This window comes from Frankia sp. CgMI4 (genome assembly GCF_001756285.1).
GTDB classification, from domain to species: domain Bacteria; phylum Actinomycetota; class Actinomycetes; order Frankiales; family Frankiaceae; genus Frankia; species Frankia casuarinae.
On record NZ_MAQZ01000083.1, the window covers coordinates 20,455 to 38,820 of the forward strand.

Annotated in this window: 10 protein-coding genes and 1 pseudogene; 1 reads left to right on the forward strand and 10 read right to left on the reverse strand. The window is 68.4% G+C overall.

The genetic code is table 11. The annotated features are described in order from the left end of the window. Positions 1 to 43: 43 nt before the first annotated feature. The 8 genes and pseudogenes from Manayef4_RS15620 to Manayef4_RS15655 all read right to left on the reverse strand — a co-directional run bounded on the left by Manayef4_RS15620 (position 44) and on the right by Manayef4_RS15655 (position 15,504). Positions 44 to 3,139 carry an FAD-binding and (Fe-S)-binding domain-containing protein gene (locus tag Manayef4_RS15620; protein ID WP_139140101.1) on the reverse strand — a complete coding sequence of 1,032 codons (3,096 nt, stop codon included), beginning with the start codon at positions 3,137 to 3,139 and terminating at the stop codon, positions 44 to 46. 776 nt (positions 3,140 to 3,915) lie between these two features. Next, complete coding sequence (locus Manayef4_RS15630) at positions 3,916 to 4,527, reverse strand: wax ester/triacylglycerol synthase domain-containing protein (protein WP_035732345.1); 612 nt, start codon at positions 4,525 to 4,527, stop codon at positions 3,916 to 3,918. A 332-nt stretch (positions 4,528 to 4,859) separates the two neighbouring features. After that, positions 4,860 to 6,116 carry a DUF2254 domain-containing protein gene (locus tag Manayef4_RS15635; protein WP_254665679.1) on the reverse strand — a complete coding sequence of 419 codons (1,257 nt, stop codon included), beginning with the start codon at positions 6,114 to 6,116 and terminating at the stop codon, positions 4,860 to 4,862. Between the two features lie 133 nt (positions 6,117 to 6,249). Then, positions 6,250 to 6,378: pseudogene (locus Manayef4_RS26385) on the reverse strand (response regulator); the annotation flags it as partial. 158 nt (positions 6,379 to 6,536) lie between these two features. Next, complete coding sequence (locus Manayef4_RS26475; protein WP_070132071.1) at positions 6,537 to 9,317, reverse strand: type I polyketide synthase; 2,781 nt, start codon at positions 9,315 to 9,317, stop codon at positions 6,537 to 6,539. 24 nt (positions 9,318 to 9,341) lie between these two features. Then, complete coding sequence (locus Manayef4_RS15645) at positions 9,342 to 10,409, reverse strand: OzmP (protein ID WP_198030999.1); 1,068 nt, start codon at positions 10,407 to 10,409, stop codon at positions 9,342 to 9,344. Positions 10,410 to 10,540: 131 nt separating this feature from the next. Continuing rightward, a complete protein-coding gene (locus Manayef4_RS15650) occupies positions 10,541 to 14,740 on the reverse strand; it encodes a non-ribosomal peptide synthetase (RefSeq protein ID WP_083282489.1) in 4,200 nt (1,399 codons plus the stop codon). Between the two features lie 428 nt (positions 14,741 to 15,168). Beyond that, complete coding sequence (locus tag Manayef4_RS15655; RefSeq protein ID WP_023841243.1) at positions 15,169 to 15,504, reverse strand: TetR/AcrR family transcriptional regulator C-terminal domain-containing protein; 336 nt, start codon at positions 15,502 to 15,504, stop codon at positions 15,169 to 15,171. A 47-nt stretch (positions 15,505 to 15,551) separates the two neighbouring features. Here Manayef4_RS15655 and Manayef4_RS15660 point away from each other — a divergent pair, with 47 nt between their 5' ends. After that, positions 15,552 to 16,304 carry a DUF4386 domain-containing protein gene (locus Manayef4_RS15660; RefSeq protein WP_217494124.1) on the forward strand — a complete coding sequence of 251 codons (753 nt, stop codon included), beginning with the start codon at positions 15,552 to 15,554 and terminating at the stop codon, positions 16,302 to 16,304. On the opposite strand, the gene Manayef4_RS15665 is transcribed toward Manayef4_RS15660, so the two are convergent. Together Manayef4_RS15665 and Manayef4_RS15670 are read right to left on the reverse strand one after the other, a co-directional pair. Then, a complete protein-coding gene (locus Manayef4_RS15665) occupies positions 16,249 to 17,082 on the reverse strand; it encodes a L,D-transpeptidase (protein ID WP_011436404.1) in 834 nt (277 codons plus the stop codon). The two genes, Manayef4_RS15660 and Manayef4_RS15665, sit on opposite strands and share 56 nt — an antisense overlap. A gap of 13 nt (positions 17,083 to 17,095) precedes the next feature. Then, the gene (locus Manayef4_RS15670) at positions 17,096 to 18,055 is read right to left on the reverse strand and encodes a hypothetical protein (protein WP_175443404.1); all 960 of its coding nucleotides are present in this window, start codon (positions 18,053 to 18,055) and stop codon (positions 17,096 to 17,098) included. Between the last annotated feature and the right edge of the window lie 311 nt (positions 18,056 to 18,366).

Sequence of the window (18,366 nt, forward strand, 5' to 3'; positions counted from 1 at the left end):
CATCCCTCCGTCCAGTGCCGCGATACGTCCAGTGCCGGGATATTCAGTGGTCACGGATCCGCTGTCCCGCGGCGCGGGCGGCCAGGCCGCCTGCGGCCGCCGCGGCAACGCCGAGACCGGGCAATACCGCCAGCGACGCGGCCCGTGGCGACGAGGGCCGCTCGACAGCCTGCTCCGGCCGGGCTGCCGGCACGTCGCCGAACCGGGCCATGGCCACCACTTCGGCGAGATGGACGGCCTGCCGCCCACCGGCCTCGCCCTGCTCGATCTGTGTGCGGCAGCTGAAGCCGTCCGCCAAGACCAAGGCGCCGTCGGGCGCGTCGCGCAGGGCGGGAAACAGCACCCGCTCCCCGCAGGCCTGTGACACGTCGTAGTGGCCCCGCTCGAAGCCGAAGTTGCCCGCGAGTCCGCAGCAGCCCGAGTCCAGCACCCGCGGGTCCATCCCCATCTCGCGCATCAGCGCGGTGTCCGCGTTGAAACCCAGCACCGCGTGCTGGTGGCAGTGGGTCTGGACCATCGCGGGCCGGCCCAGCGACGGAGGTTGCCAGCCGGGCGTTCGGTCGTACAGCAGCTCGGCGAAGGTCAGGGTCTGCTGGCGCAGCCGGGAGACGTCGGGGTCGCGCGGGAACAGTTCCTCGGCGTCTGAGCGGAAGACCGCCGTACAGCTCGGTTCGAGCCCGACGATCGGCGTCCCGGCCCGCAGGTACGGATGCAGCAGCCGGGTCGTGCGCCGCAGCACCCGCTGCGCGGTGGCCAGCTGGCCCGTGGAGATCCAGGTCAGGCCGCAGCACACCGTCCCGCCGGGCGTCACGACCCGCCAGCCGGCGTCCTCCAACACCTCGATCRCCGCCTGCCCGATGTGCGGGTGGAAGCGGTTGGTAAAGGTGTCCGGCCAGAGCACCACCTCGCCCCGCCGGCCGGATCCTCGCGGCCCGCRCCGGGCGTACCAGGCCTGCAGGGACTCGGACGCGAACGGCGGGATGGCCCGTGCCCGGGCCACCCCGCCGGCGAGCTTCACCAGGTCGGTGAGCCCGGGCGCGGTCGCGAGCGCGTTCACCGTCCGGGGCGCCAGGGAAGCGAGCCTGGCGRCCAGCGGCAGCCATCCCATCGAGTAATGAGCCAGYGGCCGGATGCGCCCCGCATAGTGGTGGGCCAGAAACTCGGCCTTGTAGGTGGCCATGTCCACGTTCACCGGGCAGTCGCTCTTGCAGCCCTTGCAGGCCAGGCACAGGTCGAGCGCGTCGCGCACCGCTGTCGAGCGCCAGCCGTCGCGGATCGGCGAGTCCGGGTGGCCCGCCAGCATCTCGAACAGCAGCCGGGCTCGGCCCCGAGTCGAATGCTCCTCCTCCCGGGTGACCATGTAGGACGGGCACATCACACCGCCGCCCTCGCGGCGGCAGCGGCCGACCCCGACGCAGCGCAGCACCGCCCGGCTGAAACTGCCCCCGTCATGTGGGTAGCGGAAGAAGGTCTCCGTCTCGGCGGGTTCCCAGTCCGCGCCCAGCCGCAGTTTGTCGTCAATCGGATAGGGAGCCACGACCTTGCCGGGGTTCATCCGGTTCCCCGGATCGAAAATCGCCTTGAACTGACCGAACGCGCGGACGATGTCCGCGCCGAACATCTTCGGCAGCAGCTCGCCGCGCTGCTGGCCGTCGCCGTGCTCCCCGGACAGCGACCCACCATAGGAGGCGACCAGGTCCGCGGCCCGTTCCAAGAACTCCCGATAGCTGCCCACCCCAGAGGCGGTGACCAGGTCGAACGGGATCCGGCTGTGCACGCAGCCCTGCCCGAAATGGCCGTAGAGCGACGCCTCGGAGAACCCGAACTCGCCGTACAGCTTGCGTAGGTCGCGCAGGTAGTCGCCGAGCCGGTCCGGGCTGACCGCGCTGTCCTCGAACCCGGGCCAGGTATCCGGCAGGCCCGGCACCCGGGTAGTCGCGCCCAGTCCCGCCTCCCGCACCTCCCACAGCTCGGCCTCCCGGGCCGGGTCGTCGAAGAACGACGCCACCGGCGGATGCGGCGAGGAGCACAGGTCGTCCAGCATCGCCCGGGCCTTGCGGTCGGCCTCCTCGGTTGTCTGGCCGCCGAACTGCACGAGCAGCCAGCCGGCCGATCCCTCGGGCAGCAGCGCCAACGCCTCCGGGTACAGGTGCTTCTCCCGCTCGAAGTGGATCAGCCTGTCGTCCAGGCCCTCCAACGCGATCGGGTCGTGCGGCAGCACCCGCCGTACCGCGTCCCCGGCCGCGGCGATGTCCGGGTAGCCGAGCACGACCAGCGACTGTGCCGGCACCACCGGCACCAGTTCCAGCTCGGCCCGCAGCACCGTGACCAACGTCGACTCGCTGCCGACCAAGGCCCGCGCGACATGGAAGTGCTTTTCTGGCAGCAGGCTGTCCAGGTTGTAGCCGGACACCCGCCGCGGCACCTCCGGATAGCACCGCCGGATCTCGGCCAGATAGTGGTCCCGCAGCTCCCGCACCTGCCGGTACACCTGCGCCCGACGGCCTCCCGCACGCACGGTCTCGACATACTCATCGTCGGATGTCTCCCCCACCCACATCCGGGTCCCGTCATACAGCAGCACCTCCAGGCGGGCGATGTTGTCCACCACCTTGCCGGCCCGCTGTGCCGTCGACCCGCACGAGTTGTTCCCGATCATCCCGCCGAGGGTGCAGTGGTTGTGCGTGGCCGGCTCCGGCCCGAACCGCAGCCCATGCGGCGACAGCAGGTCGTTGAGATGGTCCAGTACAACGCCCGGCTCCACCACGCACCGCCGGCCATCCGGATCCACCGACAACAGCCCGGTGCAGTACTTCGACCAGTCAATCATCACCGCCGCGTTCGTCGACTCCCCCGCCAGGCTCGTCCCCCCACCCCGCGACAGCACCGGCGCGTCATGCTCCCGGCACACCGCGACCGCCTCGGCAACCGCCTCCACCGACCTCGGTACCACMACCCCGATCGGCACCTGCCGGAAATTGGACGCGTCCGTCGAATACGCCCCCCGGGTGCCGGCGTCGAACCGCACCTCACCATCCACCCGCGCCGCCAGATCCCGCTCCAACGCCGCCGCGCTCACACCACCAGAACGCATCGCCCGGACCCGCCGTACCGGGTCAGGAAGCCGGACCGCGGTCATATCGGYCGCCCCGCGCCCATTCCCGCGCCAGGCCTGATCCCCAGGTCGATCGGGAAGTCGCGCATACCCACCCCTCTCCTGCGAGCGTCCCGCACCGACTCTCCGTCAGGCACTCTCCGTCAGGCACTCGACAGGCCACCGCCTCGGCCATTCCCGCACCGGCGACCGGCCAACCATCCGCCCCCACCCACGGCCGCTCCCGGCTACACGCCGTCCTTACGGGTCACCGGCATCGCCCGGGCGACGCCAGCCGCGGCCAGCCCACTCGATCGAGATTGGGCGCCCCTGGTAGCCGGCCGAGGCGGACCCCGTCCCAGGGGCGCGCGCCGGGGCGCTCACCTCGCGACGCAGCTGGTCCAGCCCGGCGGACAGYCGCCCGGCCAGGTCCGCCGTCGGCGGCACAAGGCTGGGATCCGTCGTCACCGAGAGGCAGAGTTCGTCCTGCCAGCCGAGTGCCCCCACCGCAAGCGGCACGCCTTCGGCGAGGGGGGACCAGCGGGTAGGTGTCGAGCAGTGGCAGGCCGACGAACTCCCGCGGGCCCGCCGCGCCTGGAAGGTTCGATACGATCATTCCAATATGCCGACCCTGATAGACGCTGCGAGCCGCGGGTCCGCGCAGCGGCGCCGGCAGGGCACCTATCACCCGCAGGGCCGCGCCGGCCGCGAGGATCCGCCCCGGGCGCCGCGCCCGCCGGCCACCGGCGGTAATCGCCCGCAACCGCCAGGACACTGGCATCGGGTCGAGCGGCAGGTCAAGCTGCACCGCCGTGGTCGCGTTACCCAGGTCGTCGCCGATGGCGGTGCCTGTCGTGCGCAGAGAGATCGGCGTGATGGCACGGACCGCCGCACCGCACGGCTGGCCCTGCTCGGCCAGCAGCTGGGCCAGCCTGTGCCACCATGGCGAGCAGGACGTCGGTCACGCGGGCGTTCGCGGCCCGCGCGACTGCCCGAACCTCGGGCAGTCGCAGCCGCACCATCCGCACCCGGCGAGCCGGTCCCGATCGCCCAGACCAGGGGAAGGGGGGCGCGGCTCCGTCCAGCCCGAGCCGCACCATGCCGGTGGTCACGGCCGCCCATCGCGCGGGCGCGGGCGAGGCGGACAGCGAATCCGGCCGCACGGCTCCGGGCTGCCGGGTCACCTCGCGGACATGCCAGGACAGGTCGATACTCCGGGCCAGTTCCCATCTGTAGCCGGACAACGGCCCCGGCGACACGACTCGTCGCAACATCGGGGGAATATCCGCCAGGCGCCGAGCGACATGGGCGCGGATGTCGGCGAGCGTGGGCGAGGAGCTGCCGGGGAGGAGTCTCAGAACCGCGACGCCCCCGACCTGCTGCGGGCTGCGGGGGCCTTCCACCTCGAGGAAGAAGGCATCGGTCGCGGGCATTCGGCGCCGTTCCCGCGGCTGGCTGTATCCCGGCCCCTCCGGACGAGCTCGCGCCCCCGCCCCGCCGGGGCCTGCAACTCACCTTCCTGATCATGATGGCTCCCATGGTGGCCGCCGGCCTCGTCGGTCTCCGGGCGCTACGCACCTATCCCCGAGACGTCACCACAGCCGCGCAGTACGAGGACCGCCACCACTGACCGCGGCAACCGCCAAGCATCCCCGATCGCACACCTCATCCATCAGCACACCCATCGGCGACGTTCWCCGGYGGTGAGAAGGTGACGTCTGGGCAGTCACGGGAGGGGATGCAACGGGACATCTAGCCGTCCCGGTCAGCCTTTCCTGGCGGCGAGGCGGCGCTCCAAGCGGGTGACGCGGCAAGCGATGCGCGCCCGGTGCTCAGGCCGAGCCTGCTCGTACACGTCGCGCAGCATGAGGCGCAGCCGGGAGAGCACCCGTGGGGAGTCCTGCGCCCACMGGCTAATGTCGTCCACGCCGATCCGCAGGTAGTCCTCGAGATCGGGTTCCGGCACCACGAGCCGCGGCTGGCCGTCCCGGTCAGTATGGGCCCGGGGCGTCAGGTGCCGCGTGACAAGCCGGCGTAGCAGATCATGCACCTGATCGACCGCCGCCACCGCGGTCGTATGGTCGTTCATGGCTGGTGACAGGGCGCGTTCCGCGATATCGGCCAGCTGCCGGAAGCCGAACGCAATGTCCTGCTCCATGCTCCGCTCGATCTCGATATCCACCGCGTCAATCACGGCCTGCCGGTCGAGGTCTCCGCGGAGGCCGTCGGCGGGGCCATCGTGCACGGTGAACAGCGGCATCCCGGCAGCAACGAAATCACCGATCTTTGGCACGAGCACAACCAGACAATTAGCCTGCGAGGCAGCCCGAACCACCGGTCGGTCTCGCACCACGGCGATAATACCGTTCCGCGGGGCGCTTATGATCTTATATCTTGGGCTGCGCGCGRCCGTCGGCAGAGGTACCGAGGATACGGAGCCGACGCCATCGAAGCGGCGAGCGATGCATCGGCGGGTCTGCGTGCCGATCGAGGCCAAGATCTGCGACACCCGGACCGCATTGGTCACGTGGTGGATATAAGCGATGAAGAGCACAACGCTGATGAGTACCAGCAGAACCGACAGAGTGACAGCCGTCCGCGGCACAAACGACCGGGCCGTGTCCGCGCCGCGGACCGAGCGCAGGACCGCCAGCRCATAGACGAAAGTCGCAACGAAGACACCCAGTGCCAGTTGGGTGAGGCGATCCTGAAGGAAGGTCCGCAGCACCCGAGGCGAGAACTGGCCACTGGTCAGCTGCAGCGTCACGATCGTGATCGAGAACACCAGCGCGGTAAACGAGATCATGGAGGAGGCGACCGCGGACAACACGGATCGTGCACCGTCCGGCCCGCCGCTGAACAGGAACGGCAGCGCGGCGGACAGCCCCCGCTCATCCAGCCAGGGAACCGAAACGGCAAGACCAACCGCCAAGGCGGTACACAGGGCCGGAATCGTCCAGAAGCTGGTCCACAGCCGGCGCGCGCGGGACCGCCACATGCCTTGTTGCCGCGCGGACAGCATGGCCAGGAGATGCCCGTCAGCTGCCCGGCTGACCCACAGGTGAGGCGCRCGTCGCGGCCGTCCCGAAGKACCACCCCCTCCGCGCAACGGATCTCCAGGGGGCCGACGGTCAGCGCCCGCGRCTCACCAGGCCCGGCAGGTCCCCTGAGGTACGCAGGCGACGGCACACCTCCAAACCATCCATACCCGGCAACATCAGGTCGAGCAGAACGGCGTCCACCGGATGCGCGGCAACCTCCACCAGGGCCGCCTCGCCCGTAGCCGGCTATCGTCGCCCCGCCCAAGCCGTTACCATCGACCTTCCCACCCAGCAGATGAGCCACCCTTGCGGGTGYGGGTTGGCTCGCGGGATGCCGAGACACGACACGTCGAACGACACCGGCGGCCTGTCCCGGAGGCATCCGCGCCACGGACCGCCGGCTACCCCGTCAGGGTGCCTGGGCCGGTGCCGGGCAGGTCCTGCGATGCCGCCAGCTTTTCCACGTAGGCGCGGATAGTCGGATGATCGGTGAAGACCGAGGCCCGGACGTCCTGCTCCAGCTCGGCACCCAGCCGTGCCGCGATCTCGATCAGATTCAGCGAGTCCAGCCCCAGCGTGAAGAGGTTCTGATCCGGGTCCACCTGTGCCGCATCGTCCAGTCCGAGCATTTCCGCGACCTGATGTTGGATGAAATCGATGACAAGTGCGGGTCTCTCGGCGTCCCGTGCCGTCTCCACTCGGTCGCGCAGCGTCCCCTCCGCCGGCGCGGGGCCGGCATCGGTTCCTCCGGCAGTCGCCGGAAACGCGTGCTCGTCCGCCTCGACCCAGTAGCGCCTGCGCTGGAACGGGTAGGTCGGCAGGGGCACGCGCCGATGTCCCTGGCCAGCATGCAACGCCGACCAGTCGAGGCTGACGCCGCTTGTCCACAGGCGCCCCGCGGTCGCCAGCCACACGTGTCGGGCGTCGTCGTCGGGACGGGTGCCAGCGTCGGGACGGGTGCCGCGCGGGTCCATCTCCAATGGCACAACCTTCCGCCCGGATGATGTCTCGCGCCGACCGTCGAGCAGGAGGGCGAGACGTTCCTCGGCGTCGGGAGTCTCGTCACGCGGCCCGACCCAGCCCGCCGACGGCACCGGCGCACCCACGTCCAGCCAACCGTTGACTGCCGCGGACCACACGGGGTACCGGGGGGCCGCTGGCGTGAGGTTGCCGGCCGGCTCGCCGTGCGCCTGCGCCCAGGCCAGCCCGAGCGCGGACTCGAGGGGGAAGATCCCGGCGAGGCAGGCGGCGACCAGATCGCCCGAGCCGAACCCCACCAGCGCGCTCGGACGCACACCACATGCCGTCCAGAGCTCGGCGAGAGCGTACTGCCCGACGAAGGCGGCGACGGCGTCGCCATGCCGCGCACGCAACAACGACGCCGGGTCGGGTGTCCGCGGCCTCACCCCGAGAGTCTTGAGGGCCACCGCGCACCGGTCGACCGCGTCGCGGAACACAGCGACGTCGCGGTATACGGCGGCGTCGCGGTACAGGCCGGCGAGAGGGGTGTCGTCGCCGTTCTCCATAAGACGGTGCGCGAAAACGAAGACTACGTCGGCCTCGCCGTCGGCAACCTGCCCGGTGGACACGCGGTCGGGCTCCCCGAGCRCGAGCGTCAGTGCGGCGTCGTGGACGTCCCGGCACACCAGCGCCCGTCGGTACGCACGTGCCCGGCGTCCCACCGCGAGCGTGTACGCCACGTCGGCGAGGTCGAGCGTCTCGCGGTGCACGCGCAGATGACGCGCCAGATTCTCCGTTGCCTCCTCGAGCGCCGCGACCGAGYCGGCAGAGATCATCAGCAACTGCCAGCCGTCCGAAGGCGGCACCCCGGGCTCGCGTTCGYGGGGCGGCGGCTCCTCAAGAATCACATGGGCGTTCGTGCCGCCAATGCCGAACGAGCTCACGCCGGCACGTCGCGGGGCTGTGCCCGATGCCGGCCACTCCTGGGACTCCGTGGCGACGCGGAAGGGATTGGYGTCGAAGTCGATGTCGGGATTGGGTTTTTCGAAGTGCAGGCTCGGCACGATCCGCCGGTGTCGYAGCATCAGCGAGGTTTTGATCAGTCCGGCGATCCCGGAGGCCGCGTCCAGGTGGCCGATGTTGGTCTTGACCGAACCGATGGCGCACCGGGCGCCTGCCCCTGTCTGCCGCAGGAACACGTCCTGCCGCAGGAACACGTCGGTCAGGGCGGCGAGCTCGACCGGGTCCCCGAGCGGGGTGCCGGTACCGTGGGCCTCGACATAGGTGATCGTCTCGGCGGCGCAACCGGCAAGAGCCTGAGCCTCGGCGATCACGGCGGCCTGGCCCTGCACGCTGGGAGCCGTGTAGCCGGTCTTCGCGCCGCCGTCGTTGTTGACCGCGCTTCCCTTGATGACCGCGTGAATCCAGTCGCCGTCGGCGAGCGCGTCGGCCAACCGCTTCAGGACCACGATGCCGACACCGCTGCCGAGGATCGTGCCCTGCGCTCGGGCGTCGAAAGCCCGGCACCGGCCGTCMGGCGACAGGATCATTCCCTCCTGGAAAAGGTAGCCCTCGGCCTGTGGCACCTTGATATGGGCCGCTCCGGCCAACGCAAGATCGCACTCTCCGCCCAGCAGGCTCAGGCAGGCCAGATTGACGGCCACCAGCGAAGTGGAGCAGGCGGTGTTCACGTTCACCGCCGGGCCCCGCAGGTTCAGCTTGTAGGCCACGCGCGTCGCCAGGAAGTCCTTGTCGTTGCCTATCATCAGCCGGTAACGTTCCAGCGTCGACCCGTGGCGGAAACGGCCGGAGAGGTTGCGTAGAAGGTAGGTGTTCAGCCCGGCGCCGGCATAGATACCGATCGGTCCGGGGCAGGTGTCCGGGTTGTAACCGGCGTTCTCAAGCGCCGTGAGCGCGCATTCGAGGAAGTGCCGTTGCTGTGGGTCCAGGAGCTCCGCCTCCTCGCTCGTGATCCCGAAGACCTCGGCGTCGAACATCTCGATGTCGGCCAGTATCTGCCCGGCCCGCACATAGCGCGGGTCCRCCACGAGTGCGGGGCCGACGCCGGCTGCCAGCAGTTCGGCCTCGGTGAAGAAGGTGGTGGTCTCACGCCCGTCACACAGATTCTGCCAGAATTCCTCGACGGTATYGGCCCCGGGAAAACGGCACGCCATCCCGATAATAGCGATGTCGGAATCCCGGACGTCRTCTGGTCGTTCCATCGTCTCCCCCTTCAGCGCAGACTCTCAGTCGAGTCGGATGCCCATGTCCGCGGCCACGGTACGCAGGTCGAGGAAACTACGGGCGACATACCGGGCGGCGTCCTCGCCGGCATCAAGCTGCTTGAACACCTCGACGAGGGCCTCCTCGTGCGCGCCGGGGTCCCCCTCCCCTGCCGCGATCTCGAACACGATCGCCCTGAGTCGGTCCTCGACCTCGGCCACATCGACCGATCGGGGGAACTTGACACTGTAGGTGGACCGGTCGTAGTCCTTGTTTCGGTTGACCGCCCGCACATAACTCGACGCGTTCAGCTTGTAGAACATACAGCCCCAATTCCTGAACGAGTAGTAGTTGAGTAGCGGAAAAAGCGTGCAGTGGGTCTCGAATGGCGAGGATTCGTAAATTCCTTTCGCCTTCAGCTCCGCGACGATCCGGTCGGGGTCGTATTCGTCGCGTAGGGCGACGAAGGGAAAGACAATCTTCGGCAGCTCACGCTCGTCGGCGAACAGTAGTTCCTCCAGCCCGCCCGAGAAGAACTCGCCGGTCCGGTCCCGGCCGAAGATCTGGTAGAAGTTCTTAACGATCTTCCGGACGTTCGACTCCATCGTGAGCGTCTGTTGCGGGTCCGCGCACAGGATGATGTAGGGGATGTTGTTCCGCCACGCGTGCAGGATTGCCCGGATGACAAAGAATGACCGGCACGAGACACAGGGAAGTTTCTCGTCCAGGTACTTACCCGGCCGCTCCGGGACCGGTCGGTTGAACACCTCCCTCATCATGTCCTTTATCTTGTCGGACCGGTCGGTGACGAAGGTGGCCGGGATCCTCTCCTGGGCAAGCCGCATGTTCGCTGCGGCATGGCTGCTCTCGAAGGGAATTTCGAAGGTGTAGGAGACGACTCTTTTATGGTACTCGTTCACGAACTTGTCCAGCATGTACGTGCTGTCCTTGCCACCGCTGTACATCAGCAGGCAGTCGTAGGGACCACGCTCGTTCGGCCCGCTGTTCGCGAACTCCTCGTAGGTTCTGGACACGTAGGTGAAGTTYTCGAACATCTCGACCGCGACGTCGAGGCTACACARGTTGCACACGCCATCATTGTCAAGTGATATTCCCGGATGACCAGCGTTCAGTGAACAGATCTTGCAGCGGACCATTCCTCACCTTCCCAGCCGAGTTTTCGAACGCGTCGCCGACGGGCCCGCCTCATGCGCCGGGTGCCTCATGCGCCGGGTGGCTGGCGGGAGYTGAGACCACCACGTCTGCGCCTGAGGCCCGCGAGTGCTGACCGGGAACGCCCCCCGGATTCTTCGGGTGCCCCAGCTCGTCCGGGAGGGTGTGGCGCGCCGGATCCGGCGTCACCGGACCGGCGTGGCGCAGCGGTGGACAAGTATGCCGCCAGTCCCCGGACAGTCGGATAGGCGAACATGTCGACCCGCGTAAGCGACTCGGACAGCTCCGCCTGAAGCCGGATCAGAACCTGCATGAGCAGCAACGAGTTACCGCCGGCGTCGAAGAAGTTCTCGTCGATTCCGACCTCCGGCACCCCCAGGACACCCCGCCAGATGCTGGCGACTGCCGCCTCGAGCTCGCTACGGGGCAGGACCCGCTCTCCGCCTGCGGGCGGGAGAACCTCAGGCGGCCCCGGTAGGGACCGACGATCGATCTTGCCGTTGGCTGTCARCGGCAGACGTGTCACGGTCACGAACGCAGCCGGGATCATGTAGGGAGGTAGTCGGGTACGTAGGTACCGCCGGAGTTCCTCCGGCCGCGCGCCGAGGCCGGATTCGGCCGAGACGAGGTAGGCCACCAGCTGGCGGTTACCGGGGGCGATGTCGCGTGKGCAGACCACCGCCTCAGCGATGCCGTCATGCCGGCGCAGAGCTTCTTCGATCTCACCGGGTTCGATGCGATATCCGTGCAGCTTGACCTGGTTGTCGACCCTGTGGAGGTAGTCAATCCGGCCGTCGGGCAAGTGGCGCACGATGTCCCCGGTCCGGTACATGACGGCGGACTCGTCCGGTCCGAACGGGTCTCGGACGAACCTTTCCCGGGTGAGCTCCGGCTCGCCGAGATAGCCCGCGGCCACCCCGTCCCCACCGATGTACAGCTCGCCGGGTACCCCGGGCGGCACCGGCTGAAGCCATCTGTCGAGGACGTAAAACCGGGTATTGGCGATCGGTCGCCCGATCGTAACCTGCCGACCCGGCTCCACGCGGTCGACCGAGGACCAGATCGTCGTCTCGGTCGGGCCGTAGAGGTTCCACACCTTCGCAACCCGCGCGAGAAGGCCGTCAGCGAGGTCGCGAGGCAGCTGTTCGCCTCCGCACAGGGCCGTCAGGCCACGGTCACCCTCCCAGGCCGCGGCGATCAGCATCCGCCAGGTCGCCGGGGTCGCCTGCATGACCGTCGGGCGGCTCCGCTCGATCCGTCTCCGCAGTTCGAACCCGTCACTGGCGACATCGGCGGGTACCACCTCGACCTGCCCGCCTGTCACCAGCGGCAGGAGAAGCTCGAGGTAGGCGATGTCAAAGCAGACCGTGGTCACCGCCAGCAGGCGGTCGTACTCGGTAAATCCTGGAGTCCGCGCCATCGAGCACAGAAGGTTCGTCAGGGCCCRGTGGCCGACATCCACCCCCTTGGGCCGGCCGGTCGACCCCGACGTGTAGATTACATAAGCACGACCCTCCGGTGACCCTCGGTCATATTTTTCCTCGTCAGATTCCTCGTCATGTTCCTCGCCCGGACCGCCCCCGGCTGTCGCGATCACATCCCAGTACTGATCGAGCGTGACGACGGTCGCCGGGCAGTCCCGGACATCGGGCTCCAAACTCGTCCGGGTGAGCAGCAGTGTCGACCCCGAACTGGTGAGCATCTGAGTGATGCGGTCGGGTGGATACACCGGATSCAACGGCACAAAGGCCGCTCCGGATTTCATCACGCCGAGTACAGCGACAACAATTTCTTCCGACCGCTCGAGGTAGATGCCGACAAGGCTGCCGGGACCGATGCCGTGGCGACCGAGGAACGCGGCGAGGCGCGTCGACCGTCGATCAAGTTCGCCGTACGAGAGACTGCGATCAGAGCAGACGACGGCGGGTGCCTCGGGACGGCTACGTGCCTGCCGTATGAACAACTGATGCGCGCACAGGTCGCGCGGGTAGTCGGCGTCCGTGTCGTTCCAGGTGACAAGCACACGTTGCGTGTCCTCGGGCGACAATAGCGGGAGCTGGGTCAGATCGGCCGTCGCGGAGCCCGTGAGGGCCTCGAGGAACGCGACGAACATGGAGCGCATCGTGTCGGCCGCACCAGTTTGCAGGACGTTCTCGGCGATGAGCCAGCGGCATCCCTCACCGTCTCGCGGGATCTGCGCGAACAGCACGGTCGCGGACCGCGGCTCGGCAGCGACATCGAGATTGTCAACCAGCTCGACGGCGACCGGCATGCCGCGCTCGGCCCATGGCGCGCACGCACGTAGCTCCGCGTGACGAACCCCTAGGTCGCGGGGGTGGCCGCTACGCCCGCTGAACAGGCGGAGCTGCCTGGCCACCTCACGGCGGAACTCCAGGAAACCCCGGCTCTCGTTGAGCGAGGGCACCCGGAACGGCCGATGGCGGGCAAGCGGTATGCCATCCCCGCCCGAGGCGTCGGATTCGGCTTCCCACGACAGGTCGACGTCCGGACCGTCCGCACCGCTGAATCGAACCAGGAAGGCCAGCAGCACCGTGAGCAACCATTCGGACCTATCGCGCCCCCGGCCGTCACCATCCCGTGCGGCCATCTTCTCCTCCACGCCGGCGAGATCAGCGGGGACGGGGAATCGGATATCCCGGTACCGGTGCGGCGGATCCGCGACCGGATTACGGCGCGGGAGGTCGAGCGRCTCGACGGACATCAGGCGCCGTACCCAGTCGGTCTCGTGCTCGACAACTCCAGCCGGCTCCCCCGGCTCAACCGGCTCAACCGGTCCGACCGGCCCGGCCAGTCCCTTCGTCCGCCGGCCGGCCAGCTCCTCCGGGGCAAGTTTCGGAAGCGCACCGAGGGGGACCTCCGGGGCGGCAACCATCGCCTCCAACAACCGCCGAACCTGGGATCCCATCCGTTCTACCGTCTTGTCGGTGAAACGGCGGCGGTCATAACCGATCCTGAGGATGAGGCGGTGGTCGTGGTTCGCATAGAGAGTGAGCGGGTAATTCGTCTGCTCCTCCAGACGGAATTCCCGGTGCCGCCAGGAACCCCCCAGCGACCGCAGCCGGGTAGCAGGCAGGTAGTTCTCAAAGATGAGCAGACTCTCGAACATCGGGAGCGAGGCCGGAATATCACTCCAGGTGTGGATACGGGTCGGCGAGGTGTGCTCAAACTCTCGCAGCGCCAGCTGATGCCGTCGCAGCCGCTTCAGCAGCTCGATCACGGTCATCGTGCTCGGGGCGACGACGCGGAATGGCAGCGTATTGAGAAAGAGACCAAGCATGTCCTGGGCGCCGTCCAGGAATCCGCGACATGCCCGGGTTGTACCGAATACTACGTCATGGCGGCCACTGAGCTGTTGCAGGAGGACCGTCCACGCCGCCTGCACGACGTTATTAGCGGTTACCTGTTGCTCACGGACCAGGAGTTCCAGTGCCCTGGTCATCTCTTCCGAAAGCTCGGTCTCCACGGCCGTCAGGACGTTCTCACCGGGGTCGGGGACGCGGACCACGTCGACGACGAATGGCGTGGGCTCCGTAACACCAGCCAGATCGGCACGCCAGAACGACTCCGMTGCGACAAGGTCCTGCTCGGCCAGCCAGGCGACGTAGTCCCGGTACGGGCGCGGACGGGGACGCTCGGCCCGGCGCCCGACGAGCAGGTGATCGTACCGTTCGAAGAGTTCCGCGCTCACCATGAAAAGGGAGCGCCCGTCCATCAGTGCATGATGGGTCGTCCAGACGAACTCGTATTCATGATTATCCATGCGGAAGACCRCGAACCGCATCGGGGGCCCGGCCGCGAAATCGAAGGACCGGCGCTTGTCATCGTCGAGGTATTCGCGCAGGCTCTGTTGCCGAGTTGCGCTGTCCAACTGCCTCCAGTCCCGCGCGGGCAAGGACACATCGACATCACTGCTGACCACCTGGCTCGGACCGTCCGGATGGTCCAGCAGAAGYCTGGTCCGCAGCATCGGATGCCAGTCGAACAGGTCCCGCAGTGCCTGCTCGAACACCGCCAGATTCAGCTGCTCCCGCAACGTGAACAACTTCTGCAGAACGTAGAATCCCTCGCCGGGAGCGCTGCCACTGTGCAACAGCATTGCGTGYTGCACCGCCGACAGCGGAATCCTTTCCACGTCTCCGCCCGACCGCACGGCTCCCGACCCGAGGCGGCGCGCGCTCGTCGGCGCCACCGGACCTGGCGAGGTGCCGCGCCCTTCCGGGTTGTGCATATCGAGCCTCTCGTAACGTTGGGTCGACTTTTCCGACCGGAGGTCTGGCCCCACGGCGAGGCTATGTGGAAAGCCGACCTGGCCCAGACTACTGGAATTCGAAACGGCTTCCTCTCGTCGCCACGAGCAGGTCAACCTGCCGAGCACCACTTTCAACCGGTACTGTGGCCCACGCCACGAAGGTCGTCAACACTTATTACACAGCGCTATCGATTCATTCGAGATGGCGATCGAGCAGCACCGAACAGCGGCTTTATCCACCTTCATTCCGACGCCATTCCGACGCCATTCCGACCGATTSATTGGCCGTTCACCGCCCGGCCAGGAGGTACCGCTGAAATCCCGACAAGATTTTCGATGCGGACGCGCGAGAAGCGCCACTGAAAATATCCCACAGCCTTGACTCCGCGCCGACGAACTGCCCGCGCTCAGGGGTCAATGAGGCGTTCGATGCCGTCAAGGACACGGTCGAGGCCCCAGCTGAACTGCTCGGTGGTGACGTAGGCGGCCAGCACGTCAATCTGGCTGGCGGTGCGTGGGTAATGCTCGACGGGCACGGCAGCGAACGCGTCACGGCGGGCGGCGATCCGCTCCGCCTCGGTGGTTCCCGGCTCGTGCGGCTCGGCGGCCTCCAACGCGATGGCGCCCAGCACATACACGATCAGCAGATATGCGGACCGGGCCGCGTTCGCCGCCGGCACCCCGCCGTCGGCCAGCGCCGCGAGCAGCCGCTCGTTGAGCGCGAGCGCGTTGGGGCCGTCCATCGGGCCACCGAGTCGTCCTTCCGTCCTTCCATCGAGGCGGCACCGGCCTGGTCTGGACCTGGTTCGCGACCGGCTGGACCTACGCTCTGCTACTACCGCCGACGCTGCTGCTGCCCACGGCCCTCGGTCGCCGGGACGATCCCGTCCTGCGCGCCGCGACCTGGGTCGGCTCCGCCGCGATCGTGCTCGCGCTCGCCGGATTCCTGCGCTGGGTTTTCGTCGTGCCGCCGCTGGCACGGCAGTACATGGCCGGCGACACGACGACCCGAGCAGCCGTCGACGCCGCCTGGCTCGCACAACACCAGCTCGGCGGCGCCCTGCTTGGCGAGCACCTCGGCCAGACGCTCGCCATCGCCTGGTCGACGACGATCTCCGTGATCATCCTCCGCCGCCGTCTGCTTCCCGCCGCTGTGGGCATGCTGGGCCTGGTCGCAAGCGCCATCTACCTGCTCAACCAGGGCGACATCCTGACCACCGCGATCCCCGGGGTCCCCGCATGGGAATCGGCGGGCTTCCTCGGCTCCACACTCTGGTGGAGTATGGATCGCCACCCTCGGCTTCGCGCTCCTGCGCCGACATCCACCCAGCCGACCCCGCAGAACCGGCTCTGCCCCGCGGCCAGCCGCTGCCGGGCTGCCGGGCTGCCGGGCTGCCGGGCTGCCGGTTCAGCCTTGAGTAATTCAAGATCGGCATCGGGGTCTGTCGCATCCGCGACAGACCCCGACGAGGTCGAGATGGGACCGGTCAGGCGACGATGTCGACCGGCGTGCCCAGGGGCAGCATGCCCGCCAACCAGGTGATGTCGCTGTTACTCAGGCGGATGCAGCCGTGGCTGACGTCACGCCCCAGCGTGTGGGGCTGGTCGGTGCCATGCAGACCGATAATCGGAGCATGGCCTTCGAAGGAGGCCAGTGAGGTGGAGAAGCCCGAGAGGCCGAAGGCGAAGGGCCCGTAGGGTCCGGTCGGATTCCGCGGCCGCAGCAGTTCGGTCAGGTAGTACCGCCCCCCGGGGGTCGGCGTGTCCGTGGTTCCGACCGCCACCACGAACAGGGATATGAGCGTGTTCCCGCGATACAGCCGCAACTGGTGGGCTCCGCGGACGACCTGCAGGTGATAGGCGGTGGTGCTGGCGCGGACCTGGTCGTCCCTGATCCATCCGCGGCTGCCGTTGGGCCATATCGGCAGCAGGACCTGCCACCATCCGGGCAGTCTCGCCGTGACGAGAAAGACCCGTGGCGCGCCCGCCTCATTCGGGTTACTCAGCCGCGACGCGGGCCAGGTGGACATGGGCGTTGGGTAGACGTCCACGCCGGCGACGGTCGCGGTCAGAATCGTGTTCACCGCCTCCGGCTCGGCCGCCGCGCCGCGAGAAGACCTGGCGGTTACCGAAGACCTGGGGATGGCCGAAGACATACCGGTGGCCGAAGAGCCGGCGCCGATGCCCTCACCACCGACCGCGCAGGCGGCCGGGAACAGCAGCCCGCACACGGCGACCATCAGCGCGGCCGACGCGCGCGGCGCCGACAAGCCGGCGGGTGGTCGAGGCCGCCGGGTGCCCGCGTCCGTCACCTCTGTCATCCCATAGAGCCGGTCATCCCGTGAAGGGGACGGTGTTCGTCGTGATCGGCGTCGCCGGTACCGTCGTGCCGGTACTGGTGCCGGTGCCGCCCTGCTGCCCGGGCGAGCCCTGTGGTGTCGTGCCGCTGGTTACGGGTGATGTCGAGCCCGTCTCCTGGGCCGGGGCTTCTCCCGTTCCGGGAGCCTTCGCGGTACCGGGGATCTGTCCGCCACCGGTCGACTCCCCAGTACCGGGAGTCTGTCCGCCAGCAGAGGCCTGTCCGCCACCAGAGGCCTGTCCGCCACCAGAGGCCTGCGGGTACGAGGGCGCCTCGCCCCGCGTGCCCGGCACGATACCGGCTCCCGGGGCGACGGGGCCGGTGCCGGTAGGACCGGTGCCGGTAGGACCGGTGCCGGTAAGGCCGGTAGTGGTGGCCGCGGTCGACGGGCCCTGTCCGCTGGCCGGCACCGGCCGACCGTGGGTCGACACACCGATCGTCGGCAGCTGGGGTGAGGGGTTCCACGACTGGTCGAACACGCGGGCCACGACGAGGGAGGAATGCGTGTCCAAGGTGCGCGAGGCACCCGCCGCCAGCACCCCGTTGCCGCCCCGCCCCTCCTTCGAGAACCAGCCGAAGGCGACCGGATGATCGGTGACGTTCTTCAGCGTCCACGAGACCATGCCGTGCCCGCCTGCCGATCGCAGGTCGAGCGACCGCAGGTGGCTCTGGATCCGGTTGATGTCGGCCGCCCCGATCGAGTAGGCGCGGAACAACGGGTTGATCTGCGCGAMGATATGAGGCGGGGTCGGGTTGACGACGACGTTGTCGATACTCACGTCGAGATCTGGCCGCAGGGCGAAGCCGCCCGGGAGCGTGACCTGACTGGAACCGGGCACCCCGTCGGGGAACGCGGCACCGGCTGGACCGGCCACGGCGGCGRCCAGGGCGCCGGCAGCACCGACGGCGGCAAAATACATTTTTCGCGAGCGCATGGCGGGACGCCCCTTCCCTGCGTAATTTATCGGCGTACGTGTACGTTGAATCGCCCTGGCGACAGTACTCTGCGACGTCCTCGTGCTACCCCGCACGATCTCACCAGGTACCCCGTCCGGGCTAACACGGCGGCGGGAACCGGGCGCGGACGGTCCGTCCGTGCCGTGTGTGCAGAGGATTTTTTCGTACCCACCAGGAGGCGCCGGCGAAAGTTGTTCGGCCGGTATCTTCCGACTCACCTGTCCTCACCAGGACAGGTGAGGACGGCGATACGATTATGTCGGGCTCTCCGAACGGGCCAGGTACGCGG